Origin of the sequence: Microbispora oryzae (assembly GCF_017896165.1) — a bacterium.
In the GTDB taxonomy this organism is placed as follows: Bacteria; Actinomycetota; Actinomycetes; order Streptosporangiales; family Streptosporangiaceae; genus Microbispora; species Microbispora oryzae.
In genome coordinates this window covers 20,095-37,355 of sequence record NZ_JAFCNB010000012.1, presented here as the reverse complement: position 1 = coordinate 37,355, position 17,261 = coordinate 20,095, and the positions used below count along the sequence as shown (strand labels likewise).

The following is a 17,261-nucleotide window of genomic DNA, read 5'->3' as shown; positions in this document are numbered from 1 at the left end:
GTGCGGGCATGGAAGTGATCAGTCACGCGTCTGTCGCCGTGACGGTGCCGGTGGCGCCGTCGATGGTGATGACGGTGTCGTCGCGGAGCCTGCTCGTCGCGTTCGGGATGCCGAGGACGGCGGGGATGGCGTGCTCTCGGGCGACGATCGCGGCGTGCGAGAGCACGCCTCCGGTTTCGGTGACGACGCCTGCGGCGATGCGGAGCAGCGGCGTCCAGGCGGGGTCGGTGAAGGGGCAGACGAGGATGTCGCCCGGGCGCACCCGCGCGAAGTCGCCGCGACCACGGACGATCCTCGCGGTGCCGGTCACGGTCCCGTGGCTGCCCGGCGTTCCGGTGAGCGTGGCGGCGGGGATGTCGGAGGCGCCGGACGGCGATACCGGTGGCGGGAGTGCCGCGGTGACCGGCCGTGCCTGCAGAATCCAGATGCGGCCGCCGGCGATCGCCCACTCGATGTCCTGTGGCCCACCGAGTACGGCAGCGATCTGTTCGCCCAGCTCGGCCAGTTGCGCGGCGGTCACGTCATCGAGCGTCGGCTGGTTCCGGGTCACGGTGAGGACGTCGCGGACGACGAGTTGTGTGCCGCGCCGGTCAAGGCGTGTCCGTTTGTCCGCGACGGTGCGAATGACCGACCCGTCCCCGGCGACGCGATAGGTGTCAGGGGTGACCTTGCCCTCGACGACGCTGGGCCCGAGACCCCAGGACGCCTCGATCCGGGTCGGGGCGTTCGGGTCCACGGGTGTGAACATGACCCCGGACACCTCGGCGTCCAGATGGCGTTGGACGATGACGGCCATCACAAGATCGTCGGACGGTCGGCCGTCACGGCCGGCGGCGGCCCGGTAGGCGACGGCACGCGGCGAGAAGAGCGAGGCCCAGCAGGCACGTACGGACTCGGCGACCTCACCGACTCCGTGCACGGCGAGAAAGCTCTCATGCTGACCGGCCGCCGACGCCTGACCGGTGTCTTCGCCGGCCGCCGACGACCTCACCGCCACGGGGGGATCGCCAAGCTGGTCGAGCGCGCGTCCCAGCGCATCGATCACGGCGGCGTGGACCGGGCGGGCCTCGATCGTCCGCCGCGCCGCGTCGGCGTCGCCCGGCTCGCCGGCGAATCGCCCGAGGTCCAGGTCGCGGACGGCGGCGAGGTAGGCGGCGAACGAGACGACGAAGCCGTCGGGAACCGGCAGACCCGCGCGGAGCAACACGCCGAGTGCGCCGGCCTTGCCCCCGCAGGTATCGGCGACAGCCTCCACGAGAGGTACGATCATCCATCCGGCCCTTCAACAGAACGTTGACAACAATTTGTTGATTGTGCATTCTGAGACGCATGGAACGCAAGCACGACAGCGCTCACAGCGTTCACGCCGACCACGCCCAGGCCCAGCGTGAGCGGGACGCGCGTGACCGGCTTCTGAGCCTGGGCGCGGATGAGCTCGACGCCCGCCCGTGGCGCCCCTCCCCGGCCCCGCCGTCGGCGGTCGACCTCGCGCACTTCGCCCTCTGGCGCTGGGCCGACCTAGCCCCTGAAGACATCCTGAGCGCGCTCGCCCTCCTGCCCGCCGCGCGCGCCGAGGTCGAAGGACTCGAAGCCGGCCTGCTTTTCACGGCCCGCAGCGCGGGGCTGAGCTGGGCGCAGATGGCACACGCGATGGGGTTCAACTCCCCGCAGGCGTGCCAGCAGCGATACACGCGCCTGACAGCGCGACGGGAGGCCGGCTCGTGACGCGCGACTCCACGGTCGAACTCCTGGTCCTGCACGCCGTGCGCGTCACCGGGTTCGCGGACACTCCGGTGGTCGCTCGTCGCTACGGACTCGACGTGGCCACGACCGAAGAACTGCTGCGTGACGCCGAGGCACGTGGCTGGGTTGAGCACACCGCCTTCGCCGGCACCGGAGGCTGGTCGCTGACCGAGCCGGGCCGGGCCGAGAACGAGCGCCGGCTCGCGGACGAGCTCACCCTCGTCGGCGCGGCCGACGAGGTCCGAGACGTCTACCGCAGGTTCCTGCCGCTGAACACCCTCCTGCTACAGGCCTGCACGGACTGGCAACTCCGGCCCACCACCGACGATCGGCTCGCCGTCAACGACCACTCCGATCCCGCCTGGGACGCCGGAGTGCTTCATGAGCTCGCCTGCGTCGACCGGGCACTCACCCCACTCGCCGACCGGCTCGGCCGCGTCCTCACGCGGTTCCGCGGATATGACACACGATTCACCACAGCCCTGACGCGAGCCCGAGCCGGGGACGGCGCCTGGGTCGACCAAACCGACGTGGACTCCTGCCACCGCGTCTGGTTCGAGCTCCACGAAGACCTCATCGCCACGCTCGGTCTCGACCGGCACGCGGAGCCCTGACCCCGCCATTCCGCCGTCCGCAGCCCGGGTTTTCTTAGGCGTACGGCTTCGGCTATTCGGCCGGAATTTCGTTCCATCCAGATCTGGTTACCCCGATTACGGGACAGACTCCATTCTCTTGACACCTCCGCGGCAGCCGCCACAATGACGGTGTCGTCGTGAGTGGAACTCTCTCGACGTGAACCATATTTCTTGGTTTCGGGTCGAGACGTGGGAGTTCACACATGCGTTCAGGATTGTCGCGTGCGTTGATGGCGGCGGTCATCGCCGTCGCAGCGACTCTCGTACCGGCGGGGCCCGCGTCCGCGGGGATCTGGCAGCTCACCGACGGCTTCGAGCCGTCGACGAATCCGGCGTCCAGATGGACGTTCACCGCGAACGGGGGGTGCGGCGGGCCTGTTTTCAGCGGCCCGTCGAGCACGCCGCGTACGGGGAGCGGCTGGGCCAGCATGTGGGCCTACACGAAGGGCGACTGGTGCGCGCTGGGGCGGACCATCCAGCTCACGCCGGTGAGCATTCACCCGGGGGCACGATGCACCGCCGGCGTCTGGACGGAGTTGTGGGGGGAAGAGGCCTCATTCAACCTCGAGGTGATCGACCCCGACACGTGGACGTACATCGCGCTGAAGTCGATCACCCAGGACTGGGTCCACGGCTGGGAGCTCCAGACGGTGAGCTGGACGGCGCAACGCTCCGACGTCGTGCTGCGGTTCGCCGTGGGGCAGCGGGACCCGTACTGGCACGCCGCGCAGGTCGATCTCGACGACGTCGTGGTGCAGTGCGCCTACTGATCGACTGAGCCGTCCGGCTCTGCGGTCACAGCAGGTCGCCGCCCGACTTGTAGATCTTGGTTAGTGCGGTCAGCAGATGGCGGCGCTCGGCCTCGGTCAGATCGGCGGTGACCTTCTCTTCCAGGCTGCGGCGTTCGGCCTCGACCGGCTCCCGAAGCGCCCGGCCCGCGTCGGTCAGCCAGAGTCTGACCAGCCTGCTGTCGCGTTCGTCCCGGCGACGGGTGAGCAGGCCGGCGGCGCTCATCCGGGTCGCCATTTTGACGACCGTGGGCGTGGTGACATGCAGGGCGGCGGCGATTTCGCCGGGCGTGCTGCCATCGCGCTCCCACAATGCCGCGAGCAGATGATCCTGCCCCTGGTGCAGGCCATGGCGGCGCAGAGCGGTCTCGACCAGCGCACGCAGCACCTTCGTCGTTTTGCTGTGCAGGTCGAGGAACTCGGTCACCGCCACCTCCGGACAGCAGGTCGATTGACGGCTAATCATGAACCGGCTAACGTTCGGTCTCGATCGCTAGACGGCAAACGACTAGGAGCACCGATGATACTTGTGACCGGAGCCACCGGCAGAATCGGCCGCGAGCTGGCCCGTGAGCTCGATGCAAGAAACGCGGAGTTCCGCGTCCTCGTCCGCGACCCGGCCCGTGCGTCCGGCCTCCCCGCAAGCGCCGAGCGCGTGGTCGGCGACCTGGACGATCCCGCGACGCTCAGCCCCGCCTTCAACGGCATCGACCGGCTGTTCCTGCTCACCCCGGGCATCGGCATCGACCAGGCCGCCAACGCCATCACCGCCGCCCGCACCGCCGGAGTGCGTCACATCGTGCTGCTGTCGTCCATCTGGGCTTCCGGCGATCCGGTACCCGCCATGGGCCGCTGGCACCACCAACGCGAGCAGCTCCTGCGCATGTCTGGCATACCGGCCACGATCCTGCGTCCCGGCGGTTTCACGACCAACGCCCTGGAATGGGTACCGTCCATCAAGAAGGAGGGATTCGTCCTCGACGCGATCGGACCGGGCCGGGCCGCATCGATCGATCCGGCCGACATCGCCGCCGTCGCCCGCCTCGTGCTGACCGAGGACGGCCATGAGGGCGAGATCTACACCCTCACCGGGGATGAGGCGCTCACCATCGCCGAACAGGTCGAGATCATCGCTGACACCATCGGCCGCGACATCGAGGTCCGCCCGGCCGCCTCCCCCGAAGAGATCGTCCGCTCTCGCTATCCCAACGGCGCGCCCAAGCCCCTTGCCGACGCGATCCTCGAAGCCGCGGCGATCATGCGGGCGGACACGACCGGAGTGCGGACCGACACCGTGCGACGCCTGCTCGGCCGCCGCCCTCGCACCTTCGCCGACTGGTGCGCCCGGAACGCCAACGCGCTGCGCCTCGACGGCGAACCCGAGTAGAGCAACCGACGCAAGCCCCGAACACGGGGAGCAGACAGAACTACTCCCGCCCGTGTTTCTATCGCGTCCCTAGCCTGCACGCCAGAGGGCGGCGTGGGAGACGTCGAAGGCGCCCCTCTTCTCCAAGGTCACCGAGCCTACTGCGTAGACCTGACTCGTACCGGGTCGCCGAGCCAGAGAGTTGACCGCTGCCGCGTACCCCGCCGGCACGGGCACGCGATGGCGCGTCCAGCTCCCGTCGGACAGATGCCAGACCAGGTCGCCGCGGCCGAGCACCCACAGGCCGCCCCTGCCATCGGGCTCTGCCTGGCCAAACGTCGTTATCCTCCAAGCAGGGCGCCCCAAGCTCGACCCCAGCGGACCCCAGTGGCAGGTCCACGACCTCCCGTTCCAGTGCAGAGCCACCGGGCGGCCCCTTTCCAGTGGCTCGCGGTCATCGTCGTACTCGTGCTCCATCAACCATGAGACCCCGCCCACGACCCACACGTCATCGGGACCGATCACGACGACATCCCGGAGCGTGCTGCGCGACACGTCGTGGTCCGGCGTTTCCAGGACGGGCACCCCGATCAGGCGCCAGCCCGCCTGCTCCCAGCGCATCGCCGCCGGCTGCCTGTCATGGTCCCCGGTCACGGCCCAGACCTGTTCGTCCTCCGAGCTGAGCGCCCCCGCCTCGGCGGGTAGGTGATGGTACTGCCATTCCTGCCCCGTCCACAGCAGCCCCACCTGCCCGTTCACCGTCCACGTGCGGTCCGCTCCAACGGATCGCGCGGCGGTATAGGCCCACCCGATCACGTCGGCCGCCGGCTTCTCCAGTACCTCCGAACGCCACCGGCCGCCCTCGTAGGTGCCGATGAAGCCCATCGTGTCCGCCCCCTTCCTGTCACTGGAGTTGCCAAACACCCAGGCTTCATCTACTGAGGCGGCGGCGAGCGCGACGATCGACTGCCCGCCACGATGGGGAAAGGGAGGAATCTCAAACGTCTCCCATGCGCCGCCGTCCCAACGGCGCACGCCACCGCTCCTACCTTCCAAGGCGCTTCCGCGTTCCCTTTCTTCCCAGAATGTGGTCCAGACCGTGCCGTCGGCGGCCACGGCGAGCAGGTCCATGGATCCCCGGTCGCGATCAATCCAGAGCGTGCGCCACGCCGTCGGTACATCGGACGCACGCAGGTCGTCGCGGCCCTCCGGCGGCTGCGCGCACCTCGCCGGTTGGGCCGGCAACGGCTGAAGCTTCGTAGCATCGGCTGGGGGCGTCGAGATCACGGCCATCGTCCCCGCACCGGCGACGCGGCCAGGCGAGGACGTACTCCCACCGAAGGTGGCAGGCGTGGAAGCGCGATCGGCGGGGGTCGCATCGGGATAGAACGCGCAACCGGCGACGGCCACCATCAGCACGGCCAATGCCCAACTCGCCGGTTTCATGCCGGGAGTCTCGCACGCCGGAGCTCAAGGCTGCGCGCCCATGCCGTTCTCAGGCGAGCTTGTTCAAAACGGCGAGGTCGTCATCCGAAAGGACCAGATCGGCCGCCGCCATGTTCTCCTCCAGGTGGACGAGTGAGGAGGTGCCCGGGATGGCCAGGGTGACCGGGGAATGACCGAGCAGCCAGGCGAGCGCCGCCTGGATTCGGGTCGCGCCGTACCGGCCGCCGATCTCGTCGAGCACGGCCAACTGCGCGGCGGAAGGGGCCATGCCGGGCGGGGCCTGCGACAGGTCCAGGCCGGGGCGGAGCATTCCGGCGGCGAGCGGGAAGTAGGCGGTGAACGCGATGCCGGCATCCTCGCACGCGGACAGAACATCGGCTCCTGAGCGATCGAACAGGTGCAAGCGGTTCTGCACCGCGGCCACGGGCGCGATCGCACGGGCCTCGGCCAGCTGGGCCACCGTCACGCCGCTGAGCCCGAGGTGCCGGATCAGCCCGCGCTGCCGCAGTTCGGCCAGGGCTTCGAAGGACTCGGCGAAGGGCGCCTCGCTGGGAAACAGCAGCCCGTCTCCGCCCACCCGCAGGTAGACCAGGTCCAACCGGTCTCGGCCCAGCCGCAGCAGGTTCTCGTCGACTTGCTCACGCAGCCGCTGCGGCTCCGCAGCCGCCTCGAAGCCGTGCCACTCATCGCGGACCACGCCGACCTTGGTGGCGATGACCAGGTGGTCGGGGTAGGGGTGCAGGGCCTCTTTGATCAGGTCGTTGGCCACATGCGGGCCGTAGAAGTCGCTCGTGTCGATATGGCTGACGCCCAGCTCCACCGCCCGGCGCAGGACGGCCAGCGCTGTGGTGTGGTCGCGCGGCGGCCCCCACACGCCGGGACCGGGCAGTTGCATCGCCCCGTAGCCGAGTCGCCCCACGGTCAGGTCGTCCGCCAGATGAAGGATCTTGTCAGCGGGAACGGTCACTTAGTGTCTCCTCGCGTCGGCCACGGCTTGGCCACCGCGGCTGCGGGAAAGGCGGGCCTGGATCGACGCCGTGGTGATAGCGCCGTCTGGATCGCGTTCGAGCTTGCGCCGCCGCACCAGGTCGTGCACCCCCTGGCGGGTGATGCCGAGCATCGCCGCGGCGACCGAGACCGGCACCGCGGTCGCGGCCGGGTGCCCCGCGCGCCGGGCGACCGCCCGGCCCAGTGGCGTGCCCCACCAGGCGGCCGGCGGGTCGAACGGCGCATCGCCTGGATACAACCCGCTCACCAGGCGGATCGCCAGGAAAGCCGCCTCCCGGTCGTCCTCGCCGAGCAGCACGTCCGCCCAGCTTCGGCTTTTGACCCCAAGCAGTTCGCGGAGCCGCTCACCCGTTCCGGACAGCTCGTCCGGGTCGAACAGGATGTCCAGGGCGTCGAGCACCCTGGAGCCGACAACCCGGCGAAGATCCTCGGCCAGGGCATGGCGCTCGTCCATCCCGCCCCCTCCTTCTACTTGACGCCAAGCATCAAGTACTTGTCGACAATCGTCAAGTAGCCAGGATCGCGCATCCTCGCCGACGCTCCGCGATCGGAGTGAAAGGCGGCCCTCGGCTCGCCGCGTCAAGATCATCGGCCGCTTCACTACGAGCGGCAGCCACGACTCAATCGAAGTGAGCGATGATCAGAGTTCGGGACCGCGGATGCCCTCGAGCACAAGCGTGACGTGCCTGCGCCAGGCACCGGCGCCGGTCATGTTGGCCATGGCACCACGGGTGATGAGGACGAAGTCATCGGCGCGAAAGTCTTCCCGGAGGCGGCCGGCGTCGACGGCGCGCCGCACGATGCGTTCGGTGATCGCCGAGAAATCCGTCTTCTCGGCGGCGATGTCGTTCCAGCTCGGCTCTTCCGGGCCGAGGAGCGCGAAGCGGAATGCGGCGTCGGCCTCCGCGGACTCCAGATAGCCGTAGAGCAGCGTCTCGAACGCCACCCACGGATCCTGGGCCTCGTCGGCGGCGCGGGCGAGGGTGGTTATCGCCTCGAACCGGCGGCCGATGATCGCCGCGAGTAGCGCTCGCTTGTCGACGAAGTGCCGGTAGAGGGTGCCGACTCCCAAACCGGCACGCTCGGCGATCTCGTCCATCTGTACGGCGTCGCCTCGCTGGGCGAACAGCTCGGCGGCGGCATCGAGGACGGCCTCGCGGTTGCGGCGGGCGTCGGCGCGCAGCGAGCGTTCGGGAGCGGTCATGGTCACTCCACTTTAGTTGACGAGCGTCGGACGCCGTATATATTCGGAACCGGAGTTCAGGTTCAGGTTAGGGGAGATCCGTTGATCGTCGTCACCACACCGACAGGACAGATCGGCACGCAGTTGGTCCGTCAATTGCTTCATCAGGGAGAGGAGGTCCGGGTCATCGTTCGTGACGCCTCGCGTCTGGATCACACGGTTCGCCGACGGGTCGAGACCATCGACGGCTCCCATGACGATCCGGCCGTGCTCGACAAGGCACTGCCCGGAGTCGATGCGCTGTTCTGGCTCGTCCCGCCGAACCCGCAGGCGCCGAGCGCCGAGGAGCACTATCTCAGTTTCGCCCGGGCGGGCTCCGCTGCCGTCGCCCGCCACGATGTCGGTCACGTCGTCGGGGTCTCCAGCGCCGGGCACGGCTGGCCGACACCAGCCGGCGTCCTCTCGGCGGCGTTCGCGATGGACGCCGAACTCGCCAAGTCCGGGGCGGCGTACCGAGCGTTGTCCATGCCCTTCTACATGGAGAACCTCCTCGGGCAACTCGATGCGATCCGTACGAACGGGGCGTTCTACCTGACCTGTGCGGGAGACCTGCCGCTGGCGCTGATCGCGACGCGGGACATCGCCGGCACCGCCGCCAACCTGCTCACCGATCTGTCCTGGACCGGGCAGGAGAACCTCCCCGTGTTCGGCCCCGACCGACTGACCCCTGACGGCATGGCCGAGGTGATCAGCCAGGAACTCGGGCGTCCGGTCACCTATCGTCGTATGAGCCTGGACGACTACGCGTCGCTCCTCCGCTCGCGAGGCGCCGGCGACACGGCAGTCAAGGACGTGACCGAGGCGTTCGCCGCACAGGACCACGGCGTCTACGACGCGGACTGGGCGACCGCCAAGCCCACACCGACGGACTTCCGCAGCTGGTGCAGGGACGTGCTCAAGCCCGCCGCGGACGTTCAGGCGCCCTGACGCGGGCACTGCCGGTGGTAGCGGTTCACTTCAGGCGACAACTGTGCCTGGCGGAGGTGGGACACTGCGGGCGGAGGCCGCGAGCCGGTCCGCGAGCGCGGCGACAAGGCCGCGGAGGTCGTCCGGCCGCTCGATGACGAACGGCCGGTCGAGCGACGCGAGCACCGGTGGCAACCAGTCGAGCCGCTCCGCTCGCAATTCGACGCGGAGCCAACCTTCTGTCTCGGGATCTGTGCCTCCCGCGGGCGTGGGCTCCTCCACAGTCGCGACGCTGGCGGGGAGCCGGGCGCGGATCTGCTCGACCGTTCCCTGGATGCGCAGGACCACTTCATGCCGGTACATGGCCTTGGCGAGCCCTGACAGAACGCGCTGCGCCGGATCAAGCCCGGCGGGCGGCTCAAACGAACCGGGTAGGGTCCTCGCGTCCGCGATGCGATCCAGCCGGAAGGTCCGATCCTCGCCGATCCCGGCATCCGCGCCCGTGACATACCACCGGCCCGCATGAGCGACGAGCCCGTAAGGATGCAGCGTGCGTTCGCTGCGCCGGCCGTCGGCGGCGGTGTATCTGATCGAGATCGGCCGGTGATTGCGCACCGCATCGGCGATGGAGAGCAGGACCCCGGTCTCCGGGGTGGCGAACTCGCCGGGCGGAGCCGTGAAGGCGAGGGACTCGATCACGGTGTCGAGCCTGCGGGCGAGCTGCTCGGGCAGGACCCGCCGGATCTTGGCCGCCGCCGTCTCACTCGCCGTGCCCGTCGTCGTCGTCAAGCCTGACCGGCGACCGGCGACCAGGCCGAGCAGCACGGCGAGCGCCTCGTCGTCGCTCAGCATGAGCGGAGGCATGCGGTATCCGGGGGCGAGCCGGTACCCGCCGTACCGGCCCCGCACCGACTCGACAGGCACGTCGAGGTCGATCAGGTGGTCCACGTACCGCCGCACGGTGCGCTCGTCGACCCCGAGCCGGTCGGCGAGCTCGGCCATCGTCCGGATGCCGCCCGACTGCAGGAGTTCCAGCAGGGTGAGCACGCGATGAGTAGGTCGAGCCATGTCACACAACTTAGTGACAATACGGGGCCGTTTCTGTCCAGTATTCGCCCTAGCCTGCTCAGCAGAACGGCCCCACAGACCAGGGAGATCCAATGGATTTCGTTTCGATCCGCGTCATCACGGATGATGTCGCGCGTCTCGTCGGCTTCTACGAGCGAGCAACGGGAGTGCAGGCCACCTGGGCCACCGAAGACTTCGCCGAGCTCAGAACCACCTCCGCCACCCTCGCGATCGGCAGCACCCGCACCGTCCCGCTCTTCGCGCCTGGCGCCGCCCGTCCGGCCGACAACCACACCGTGATCATCGAGTTCCTCGTCGACGACGTGGACGGCGTGCATCAGAACCTGGCCGGCTTCGTCGAGGAGTTCGTCAACAGCCCCACGACGATGCCCTGGGGCAACCGGTCACTCCTGTTGCGCGATCCCGACGGCAACCTTGTCAACTTCTTCACGCCTGTCACCCCGGCCGCCATCGAGAAGTTCGCTCACTGACGACGACGCGACCACCGGCAGGCGCCTCCGGTGCGACTGCCGGACCCCAACGATGTCGGCGCTTCCGCTGAGCGGCGCCTCGTCCACAGCGTCATTGACGGAATCACGCCGCGCCTGCCGCGCGCACTCTCTGCGTAGACCGGCCCCACCCGAGCGCGGCGGGCGGGGCCGCGGGCCGCGCCGACCGCAAGGCCGGCCGGGCAGGAGACGCCGGTGCCGCCGACGCCGCAGCAACCACTACCCAGGCCGCGGCCTTCCGCACGAGTGGGCATGGCTTATTCATCCCCACCCGGGCGAGCTGCGCCGTGTCCGGCCGGCGCGCCCCGTCCAGGAGCGCGGGTCATCCCCCGATCTGCGTGCCCGTCCGGGCGTGCGCGGCGAAGAACCGCAGGATGGCATCCGCGATCTCGCCGGGCTTCTTCTCCGGCGCGAAGTGGTCAAGTGTGCGGAAGGTCGCGGTCTCGGAGCGGGGAATCGTCCCGGCGAGCCGGGTGAGGGCGACGGCCTGCCGGCCGGTGTCACGGCCCTTGCCGCTCATGATCAGAGTGGCCGCGGCGATCTCGCGGTAGTCGGCCAACCGGCCGTCGAACCGCCCCACCTCGACGTGCTCGCTGATCGCCTGAGGCATGAGCGCGAGGTTCTGCCGCAACTCGGCGCGGGGGATCGCGTGCCGCAGGATGATCCGGAGAAGCCAGCGTGGAACCCGTCCCGACTGCTCTGGGTTGACCCCGCGGACGAAGGTGATAAATGACTCGAAGTCTGCGCCCTCGGAGATCTCGCGGCGCGCCCGATCGATCCAGTCGACCGGGATCGACCCGTCGGCGGACACTCCGGGCTCGTAGACGGCGACGGCGTCGAACCCCGTGTTGCCGCACGCGGCTCGCAGGGCCACCAGTCCGCCGAAGCTGTGCCCGAAGATCAGCCGCGCGCCGGTTCGCGCGCGCACCGCCTCGATGTCCTCGCACTCCCGTGCGATGCCGTACCGGTCGCCCTGTGGACCGCTGCCGCCACGGCCGCGCCGCTGCACTACGTGCACGGTGTGCCGGGCCGCCAAGAGCCTGGCCAAAGCGGTGAGGTCGGACGCCACGGCGAGCGCTCCGGGGACCACGATGACATGGGGCCCGCGCCCCGCAATGAGGTACTCGACGGACGTACCATCCGCCGATGTCACCACCTGGGTGGCCAGATCAGACATGGTGCTCTCGTTTCTCCGTTGCCCGGACCCGCCCGGACCATGCGTACAATGTACGCATCATTGCCAGATCAGGCCGAACGATGCACGCGCAAGGTAGTGCACTTCACCTGTTGCCGCAGCATATGGAGTAGTGCGGCAGGCAGCCGAACCCCCGAGCGCACTAGTACACCTGGAGGGCCATGCCAGATCGAGCGCTCTACCTGCGTATCGCCGACGACATCGCCGACGACATCCGGAGCGGGCGGCTGGCGGAAGGTCGGCCGGTGCCCTCTACCAGGCGAATCGTCCGGGACTGGGGTGTCGCGATGGCCACCGCCACCAAGGTGATCGGCGCTCTGCGCGCGGAGGGCCTGGTCGAGACGATCCCCGGCAGCGGGACCATCGTGCGGCGACGGGACGAGCGGCCGGCCGGGACGGCCCCGCGAGTCGCCGGCGAACGGTCCCGGCGCGCCGGGCTGACCCAGCGCGAGATCGTCGAGGCCGCCGTGCGGATCGCCGACGCCGAAGGGCTGCCGTTCGTCACGATGCGGCGGGTGGCCGTGTCCCTGGGCGTGTCGACGATGGCGCTCTACCGGCACGTCCCGAACAGGAGTGACCTGACGCTGCGGATGGCGGACCACGTGTTCGCCGGAGCCCGGGTGCCCGAGATCCCGATGGCGGCCTGGCGGCGACGACTCGAGGCGGTCGCGCACCTGTTCTGGTCTATCTTTGGCCGCCACCCGTGGGCCGCCGATGTGTTCTCGCTGAGCCGCCCGCAGCTCATGCCCAACGTGTTGCCGATCGCCGAGTGGTCGCTCAGCACGCTGCGCGCGATGGGCTTCGACGCACACGACATGCTGTGCGCGCACATCAACCTGTTCGGGCACGTGCGCAGCATGGCGCTGGTCCGTCTCGTGGAGGCACAGGCAGAGGACGACACTGGAGTGTCAGCGGACGACTGGATGCGTCTCCAGGGCGGCGGCCTGCGGCGGTGGGCGTCGTCCGCCGATCACCCCGGACTCGGCTACGTCGTGCGGGAGCAGTTCGACTTCGACCTGGACGTGGTCTTCGAGTACGGGTTGCAGCGCATGCTCGATGGCATCGACACCCGCCGCCGCGCTCTCGGGCTGCCGGGCTGACCGTGCCGAGGCGTGCTACGAGGTGAGCTCGCCTGGTAGCGTTCCCGCCTCCGCCGGGCGATGCACTCGCTTCGCGGGTTCTTCCGACCGGCAGCGGCCTTCCTGGATGGACCGCGATCCCAGGGCAATCCCAGGCCAACGGCGCGGACACGACCGCGAAGCGCCCGAGCCCGGTGGCGGCGCCCATGTCGCCGATACGACGGAGGCGAGCTCCCTCGTAAGAGGGAGCATCGGAATCGCTCCGATCGGCGATTACTTTCCGGCCGGAAAAATCCAGGATCGGGGGATACACAGTGAGGAGTCACCCACATGAACCCCCGCATCGCATTCGTCGCAGCCCCTCTGTTCGTCCTGGCCTACGGAGTGATCCGGATCCTCGACGGACTCGACGGCAGTCGGGGTCCCGGCCTCGCCTGGACCTCCGGCCACATCGCCTTCATCACCGCCATGATCTTGTTTGTCTCCACCTTCGTGCAGATGCGCCGGATGGCGGGACGTACCACCCTTGCCACGGCGAGCGCCACGGTCGGGATCGCCGGCGTCCTGGCGCTGATCACCCAGTTCATCATCGACATCGTGGTCGGCTTCCTGTCCGCCGACCACGCCGCCATGGGTCCCCTCTTCGAGCGGATCCAGGCCGTCCCAGGGGTTTCCGTCGCCGTCTACAGCGGCGGCCCGATGCTTTTCTACCTCGGTCAGTTGGCGATCGTCGTCCAGCTCGCCGCGACTCGCCGCGTCAAGGTCTGGACCCCCTTCCTCGTCCTGCTCGACTTTCTCCTTCCGCTCATTGACAAGGACTTCATCCCGCTCGGAGCCATCTGCCTGCTCATCTCGTTCGTCCCCCTCGCCGGTCAGGCGTCCCGCACCGGCAAGCCCACGCCCGCCCTCGCCTGAGGGGACGCCGACCGACCGTGGGCCACGTCCCGTTTCCGCCGTCACCGCACCGGACCCGTGGAGGCACAATTGGGCGTCGTGTCCGTTCTGCCATTCTTCACATCGGTTCGCGCCCGATTGAGATCACTTCCACCCCTGTTGGTAGATACGGCGCTGACCGTACTCGTGATGGTCGTAGAGCTGTGGCCGTTCTTCACCCGGGACAGCCCGCCCGGAACGCCCTGGCACTGGTGGGGATACGTCGTAGTGATCGCCTCGGCCCTGCCGCTGGCGTGGCGACGGCGGATGCCCGCGGTCATGTTGTTGATCAGCCTCATCGCCACCGCCTGCTACGACATCGTGGACAACGTCCCCCCGCAGCCGATCTGGTACAGCGGGCTGATCGCGATGTACACGGTCGCCCTCCACAGCCCTCGCCCGACCCGCGTGATCATGCTCGTCGCCACGCTCAGTGGCGGAATCCTCCTGGTCGGCTCCTCGGAAACCGCCCTGCGCGGCATCGTCTTGTTCCTCGCCGCGTACGCGATCGGCCGCGCTTCCGCCACCTCCCGGGCATATGCCGCCGCGCTGGAGGAACGAGCGGCCACGCTGGAGCATGAGCGCAAGGTGGAGGCTGAACGGGCGGCCGAACGCGAGCGTGCCAGGATCGCTCGCGACATGCACGACATCCTCGCCCACGCGGTCAGCCTCATGGTGGTGCAGGCCGAGGCCGGCCCCGTCGTGGTGAGGAGCAACCCCGCCCGAGCCGAGGCCACGTTCGACGCGATCGCCTCCGCAGGACGCGACGCCATGGTCCAGCTGCGCCGCATGCTGAGCGCGCTCAAGGATGACGCGGGTCCTCGAGCGCCCCAACCGACCATCGGTGACCTGGCCAGGCTCTCCGATCAGATGGCGGGCGCCGGGCTCGACGTGACCTACTCCGCTTCTGGCCGGCCCAGGCCGGTGCTTCCCGACGTCGAAGTCGCCGCCTACCGGGTGGCCCAGGAAGCCCTCACCAACATCGTCAAGCACGCCGGCGCGACCCAGGCCGACGTCCGGCTCCTCTGGCAGGATGACATGCTCGTGATCAGCGTCACCGACGATGGCCGCGGTTCCGATTCGTCCTTCCCGGCCAGCGGGAACGGGCTGATCGGCATCCGCGAGCGGGCCGCCGCCTTCGGCGGCTCCGCCACCATAGGCCCCCGCCCGGACGGACCGGGCTTTCAGGTGCTCGTACGGCTGCCGCTGGGGGTGGCGGCATGACCGTGCACATCGTGGTCGCCGACGATCAGGAGCTGGTGCGCGCCGGGTTCAGCATGATTCTCGACGCGCAGCCTGACATCGACGTCGTGGCCGAGGCGAACGACGGCGCCGAGGCCGTCGCCGCCGTCCGCGAGCACCGACCGGACGTGCTCCTTCTCGACATCCGTATGCCGACGATGGACGGCATCGAGGCGGCGAGGATCGTATGCGCAGAGACCGACTGCCGGGTGCTCATGCTGACCACGTTCGACCTGGACGACTACGTGTACGACGCGCTTCGAGCGGGGGCGAGCGGGTTCCTGCTCAAGGACGTCCGCCGTGACGACCTCGTCCACGCGGTGCGCGTGGTCGCCGCCGGGGAATCGCTGCTCGCCCCCTCTGTCACCACGAAGCTGATCGCCCAGTTCACCTCCAGAACGGCCGACCGGCCCGCTCCGCCGCCTGGCAGCCGGCTGGACATCCTCACGACTCGTGAGCGGGAAACGCTCGAAATGATCAGCCGTGGGCTGTCCAACGCGGAGATAGCCCAAGCCATGGTGGTGAGCGAGCACACGGTCAAAACGCACGTCAGCAACGTGCTGGCCAAGCTGGGCCTGCGCGATCGCGTGCAGGCGGTGATCGCCGCCTACGAGACAGGTCTCGTGGTGCCCGGCGCGCTGTCGTAGCCGCGAGCGGCCTCGCGCTCCGCCGACCCCGTCGGGCACCAAGCCGAAGGTCACTGCATTGACGTCCGTGCCGCAGACCAGGCAGACAGAGTGGACGCCATCGTGTGCTGGCACGTGGACGGGCTGACACGACGCCTTCGACCTGCGAGAACGCTTCGGTTGGTTGGCCTCGCTTCTCACCAGGCGGCGGGCAGGCCGAAAGTAATCACTGCATGTTCTCCAGATGAGGGTGGTCGAACGACTCCGGACAGACGTAGATCTGCATGTTGTAGCCGCGGCCGATGGAGACCATCGGAGGGTCGGATGGCCTGCGGAGGCCGGCCGGTCCCGGCGGTACGCGGTCTTCGAGGGGAATCCAGCTCCCGCTCCCGCCGTCCCATTCACCGGAGCTGACCGTCAGCAGCGGCCGGCATTCGGTCTTGCAGGTGGCACAGAGCATGGGCCACGGGTCGCAGAAGCTCCATGGCCCCCACCCACCGAGCTTCCATCCGGGGGCGACGGACAGCTCATACTGGTAGTAAGCGCCGCCAATCCCGTCATCTTCATCCTCCGGGTGGCTTTTGGCCCATTCCGCGCGGCCCCAGGCAGCGAGACGGCCCGCCAACTCTTCTGGCAACTCCTGCGGAGCCGGATACTCGATGACGGACTCCGGGTGAAGGACGCAGGGTTCGGGGACATAGTTGCCGTCGGGTTCGACATCGGCCGGCTCGGGCGGACTGACCAGAGGATCGACGACGCTCGCGGCGTCCCGCCACACCAGGCGGGCCGCGGGCAGTCCGCTTTCGTGGTCGAGGGGACACCACAACACCTGGAGCAGATCTGCCCCATCGGGGCCGGTCAGCCCTGGGATGTCGCGCAGATAGAGCTGTGCGACGGGCAGCAGGGCATTCGGCTCGCCGTGCCAGGGGTGGCCTGCTTCCAATGTGTCCAACAGGGCCCGCTCCTCTGGGGAGAGAAGGTTGTCCTGAGGGCCACGGGGACGAAGCCATGCCGCTTCCAGCAGGGCGCGACACCTGCGCACGTCGTCCAGCGACACCGGCAGCTGCCAATCATCGTGCGCTTCCGCGCACACCGGCCACTCCTCATCCGCCGGCCAGAGCAGCGGGCCACCAATGGAACTCTCGTAAGGCGTCGGTATGCCGGGGCGCGGATGCAGCCGGACCGCCTGCCTGGCCAGCGGAGCCAGCTCAGGAAATATGGAAGCGATGTCAACCGGACGCGGCGGCGTCGTCCGTACCATCAGAGCTCCTTCTACCGTCACCCGCGCCCGTCGGTGGCATGCTTCAATCAGTGATCATTCTCTGAGTGGAGCCACCAGGACTTGGACCTGTGGCCTCTTCTTCTATCAGGCGACGGCGACAGATCTGAATCACCCGCTCGGACCGTCAGTTCTCGGCGCGTTCGGGCCGTTCAAGCATGACCGGTCCCTCGATCGAGCGCCGAGGGTTGGGAC

At 69.0% G+C, this 17,261-nt stretch carries 19 protein-coding genes; 10 read left to right on the top strand and 9 right to left on the bottom strand.

The genetic code is table 11. The features are described from left to right. Nucleotides 1-22: 22 nt before the first annotated feature. A complete protein-coding gene (locus JOL79_RS21360) occupies nt 23-1,270 on the bottom strand; it encodes a PEP/pyruvate-binding domain-containing protein (RefSeq protein WP_210157648.1) in 1,248 nt (415 codons plus the stop codon). A gap of 59 nt (nt 1,271-1,329) precedes the next feature. Here JOL79_RS21360 and JOL79_RS21355 point away from each other — a divergent pair, with 59 nt between their 5' ends. The 3 genes from JOL79_RS21355 to JOL79_RS21345 all read left to right on the top strand — a co-directional run bounded on the left by JOL79_RS21355 (nt 1,330) and on the right by JOL79_RS21345 (nt 3,148). Continuing rightward, nucleotides 1,330-1,725 carry a DNA-binding protein gene (locus JOL79_RS21355; protein WP_210157647.1) on the top strand — a complete coding sequence of 132 codons (396 nt, stop codon included), beginning with the start codon at nt 1,330-1,332 and terminating at the stop codon, nt 1,723-1,725. Continuing rightward, entirely contained in the window at nt 1,722-2,357 is a 636-nt protein-coding gene (locus tag JOL79_RS21350; protein WP_210157646.1) for a transcriptional regulator, read from the top strand. The genes JOL79_RS21355 and JOL79_RS21350 overlap by 4 nt, the downstream gene beginning before the upstream one ends. Nucleotides 2,358-2,581: 224 nt before the next feature. After that, nucleotides 2,582-3,148 (top strand): hypothetical protein, encoded by a 567-nt coding sequence (locus tag JOL79_RS21345; protein WP_210157645.1) that lies wholly within the window; start codon nt 2,582-2,584, stop codon nt 3,146-3,148. 25 nt (nt 3,149-3,173) lie between these two features. Here JOL79_RS21345 and JOL79_RS21340 read toward each other — a convergent pair whose 3' ends face one another. Then, nucleotides 3,174-3,593, bottom strand: coding sequence for a MarR family winged helix-turn-helix transcriptional regulator (locus JOL79_RS21340; protein ID WP_210157644.1), 420 nt, complete (start codon nt 3,591-3,593; stop codon nt 3,174-3,176). 93 nt (nt 3,594-3,686) lie between these two features. Here JOL79_RS21340 and JOL79_RS21335 point away from each other — a divergent pair, with 93 nt between their 5' ends. Beyond that, nucleotides 3,687-4,553: an SDR family oxidoreductase gene (locus JOL79_RS21335; RefSeq protein WP_210157643.1), complete on the top strand. Its 867-nt coding sequence runs from the start codon at nt 3,687-3,689 to the stop codon at nt 4,551-4,553. A gap of 69 nt (nt 4,554-4,622) precedes the next feature. On the opposite strand, the gene JOL79_RS21330 is transcribed toward JOL79_RS21335, so the two are convergent. From JOL79_RS21330 to JOL79_RS21315, 4 genes are all read right to left on the bottom strand, one after another. Further along, on the bottom strand, nt 4,623-5,978 hold the full coding sequence (locus tag JOL79_RS21330; protein WP_210157642.1) for a hypothetical protein: 1,356 nt from the start codon (nt 5,976-5,978) through the stop codon (nt 4,623-4,625). Between the two features lie 49 nt (nt 5,979-6,027). Continuing rightward, nucleotides 6,028-6,945: an oxidoreductase gene (locus JOL79_RS21325; RefSeq protein ID WP_307848654.1), complete on the bottom strand. Its 918-nt coding sequence runs from the start codon at nt 6,943-6,945 to the stop codon at nt 6,028-6,030. Next, nucleotides 6,946-7,440: a hypothetical protein gene (locus tag JOL79_RS21320; RefSeq protein ID WP_210157641.1), complete on the bottom strand. Its 495-nt coding sequence runs from the start codon at nt 7,438-7,440 to the stop codon at nt 6,946-6,948. Nucleotides 7,441-7,626: 186 nt separating this feature from the next. Further along, the gene (locus JOL79_RS21315; protein WP_210157640.1) at nt 7,627-8,190 is read right to left on the bottom strand and encodes a TetR/AcrR family transcriptional regulator; all 564 of its coding nucleotides are present in this window, start codon (nt 8,188-8,190) and stop codon (nt 7,627-7,629) included. An 81-nt stretch (nt 8,191-8,271) separates the two neighbouring features. Between JOL79_RS21315 and JOL79_RS21310 the strand changes: the two genes are divergently transcribed. Continuing rightward, a complete protein-coding gene (locus tag JOL79_RS21310; RefSeq protein WP_210157639.1) occupies nt 8,272-9,156 on the top strand; it encodes an NAD(P)H-binding protein in 885 nt (294 codons plus the stop codon). Between the two features lie 30 nt (nt 9,157-9,186). Here the strand turns inward: JOL79_RS21310 and JOL79_RS21305 are convergent, their stop codons facing one another. Beyond that, nucleotides 9,187-10,203: a helix-turn-helix transcriptional regulator gene (locus tag JOL79_RS21305; protein WP_210157638.1), complete on the bottom strand. Its 1,017-nt coding sequence runs from the start codon at nt 10,201-10,203 to the stop codon at nt 9,187-9,189. Between the two features lie 92 nt (nt 10,204-10,295). Here JOL79_RS21305 and JOL79_RS21300 point away from each other — a divergent pair, with 92 nt between their 5' ends. Further along, complete coding sequence (locus tag JOL79_RS21300) at nt 10,296-10,694, top strand: VOC family protein (protein ID WP_210157637.1); 399 nt, start codon at nt 10,296-10,298, stop codon at nt 10,692-10,694. A 340-nt stretch (nt 10,695-11,034) separates the two neighbouring features. Here JOL79_RS21300 and JOL79_RS21295 read toward each other — a convergent pair whose 3' ends face one another. Continuing rightward, entirely contained in the window at nt 11,035-11,889 is an 855-nt protein-coding gene (locus JOL79_RS21295; RefSeq protein WP_210157636.1) for an alpha/beta fold hydrolase, read from the bottom strand. A 179-nt stretch (nt 11,890-12,068) separates the two neighbouring features. Between JOL79_RS21295 and JOL79_RS21290 the strand changes: the two genes are divergently transcribed. The 4 genes from JOL79_RS21290 to JOL79_RS21275 all read left to right on the top strand — a co-directional run bounded on the left by JOL79_RS21290 (nt 12,069) and on the right by JOL79_RS21275 (nt 15,808). Then, nucleotides 12,069-13,007: a TetR/AcrR family transcriptional regulator C-terminal domain-containing protein gene (locus JOL79_RS21290; RefSeq protein WP_210157635.1), complete on the top strand. Its 939-nt coding sequence runs from the start codon at nt 12,069-12,071 to the stop codon at nt 13,005-13,007. 309 nt (nt 13,008-13,316) lie between these two features. Then, nucleotides 13,317-13,901, top strand: coding sequence for a hypothetical protein (locus JOL79_RS21285; protein ID WP_210157634.1), 585 nt, complete (start codon nt 13,317-13,319; stop codon nt 13,899-13,901). Between the two features lie 57 nt (nt 13,902-13,958). Further along, nucleotides 13,959-15,143 (top strand): sensor histidine kinase, encoded by a 1,185-nt coding sequence (locus JOL79_RS21280; protein WP_443674005.1) that lies wholly within the window; start codon nt 13,959-13,961, stop codon nt 15,141-15,143. Then, nucleotides 15,140-15,808 (top strand): response regulator, encoded by a 669-nt coding sequence (locus JOL79_RS21275; protein ID WP_210157632.1) that lies wholly within the window; start codon nt 15,140-15,142, stop codon nt 15,806-15,808. The genes JOL79_RS21280 and JOL79_RS21275 overlap by 4 nt, the downstream gene beginning before the upstream one ends. Nucleotides 15,809-16,013: 205 nt before the next feature. Here the strand turns inward: JOL79_RS21275 and JOL79_RS21270 are convergent, their stop codons facing one another. Then, on the bottom strand, nt 16,014-17,048 hold the full coding sequence (locus JOL79_RS21270) for a hypothetical protein (RefSeq protein WP_210157631.1): 1,035 nt from the start codon (nt 17,046-17,048) through the stop codon (nt 16,014-16,016). Nucleotides 17,049-17,261 lie beyond the last annotated feature (213 nt).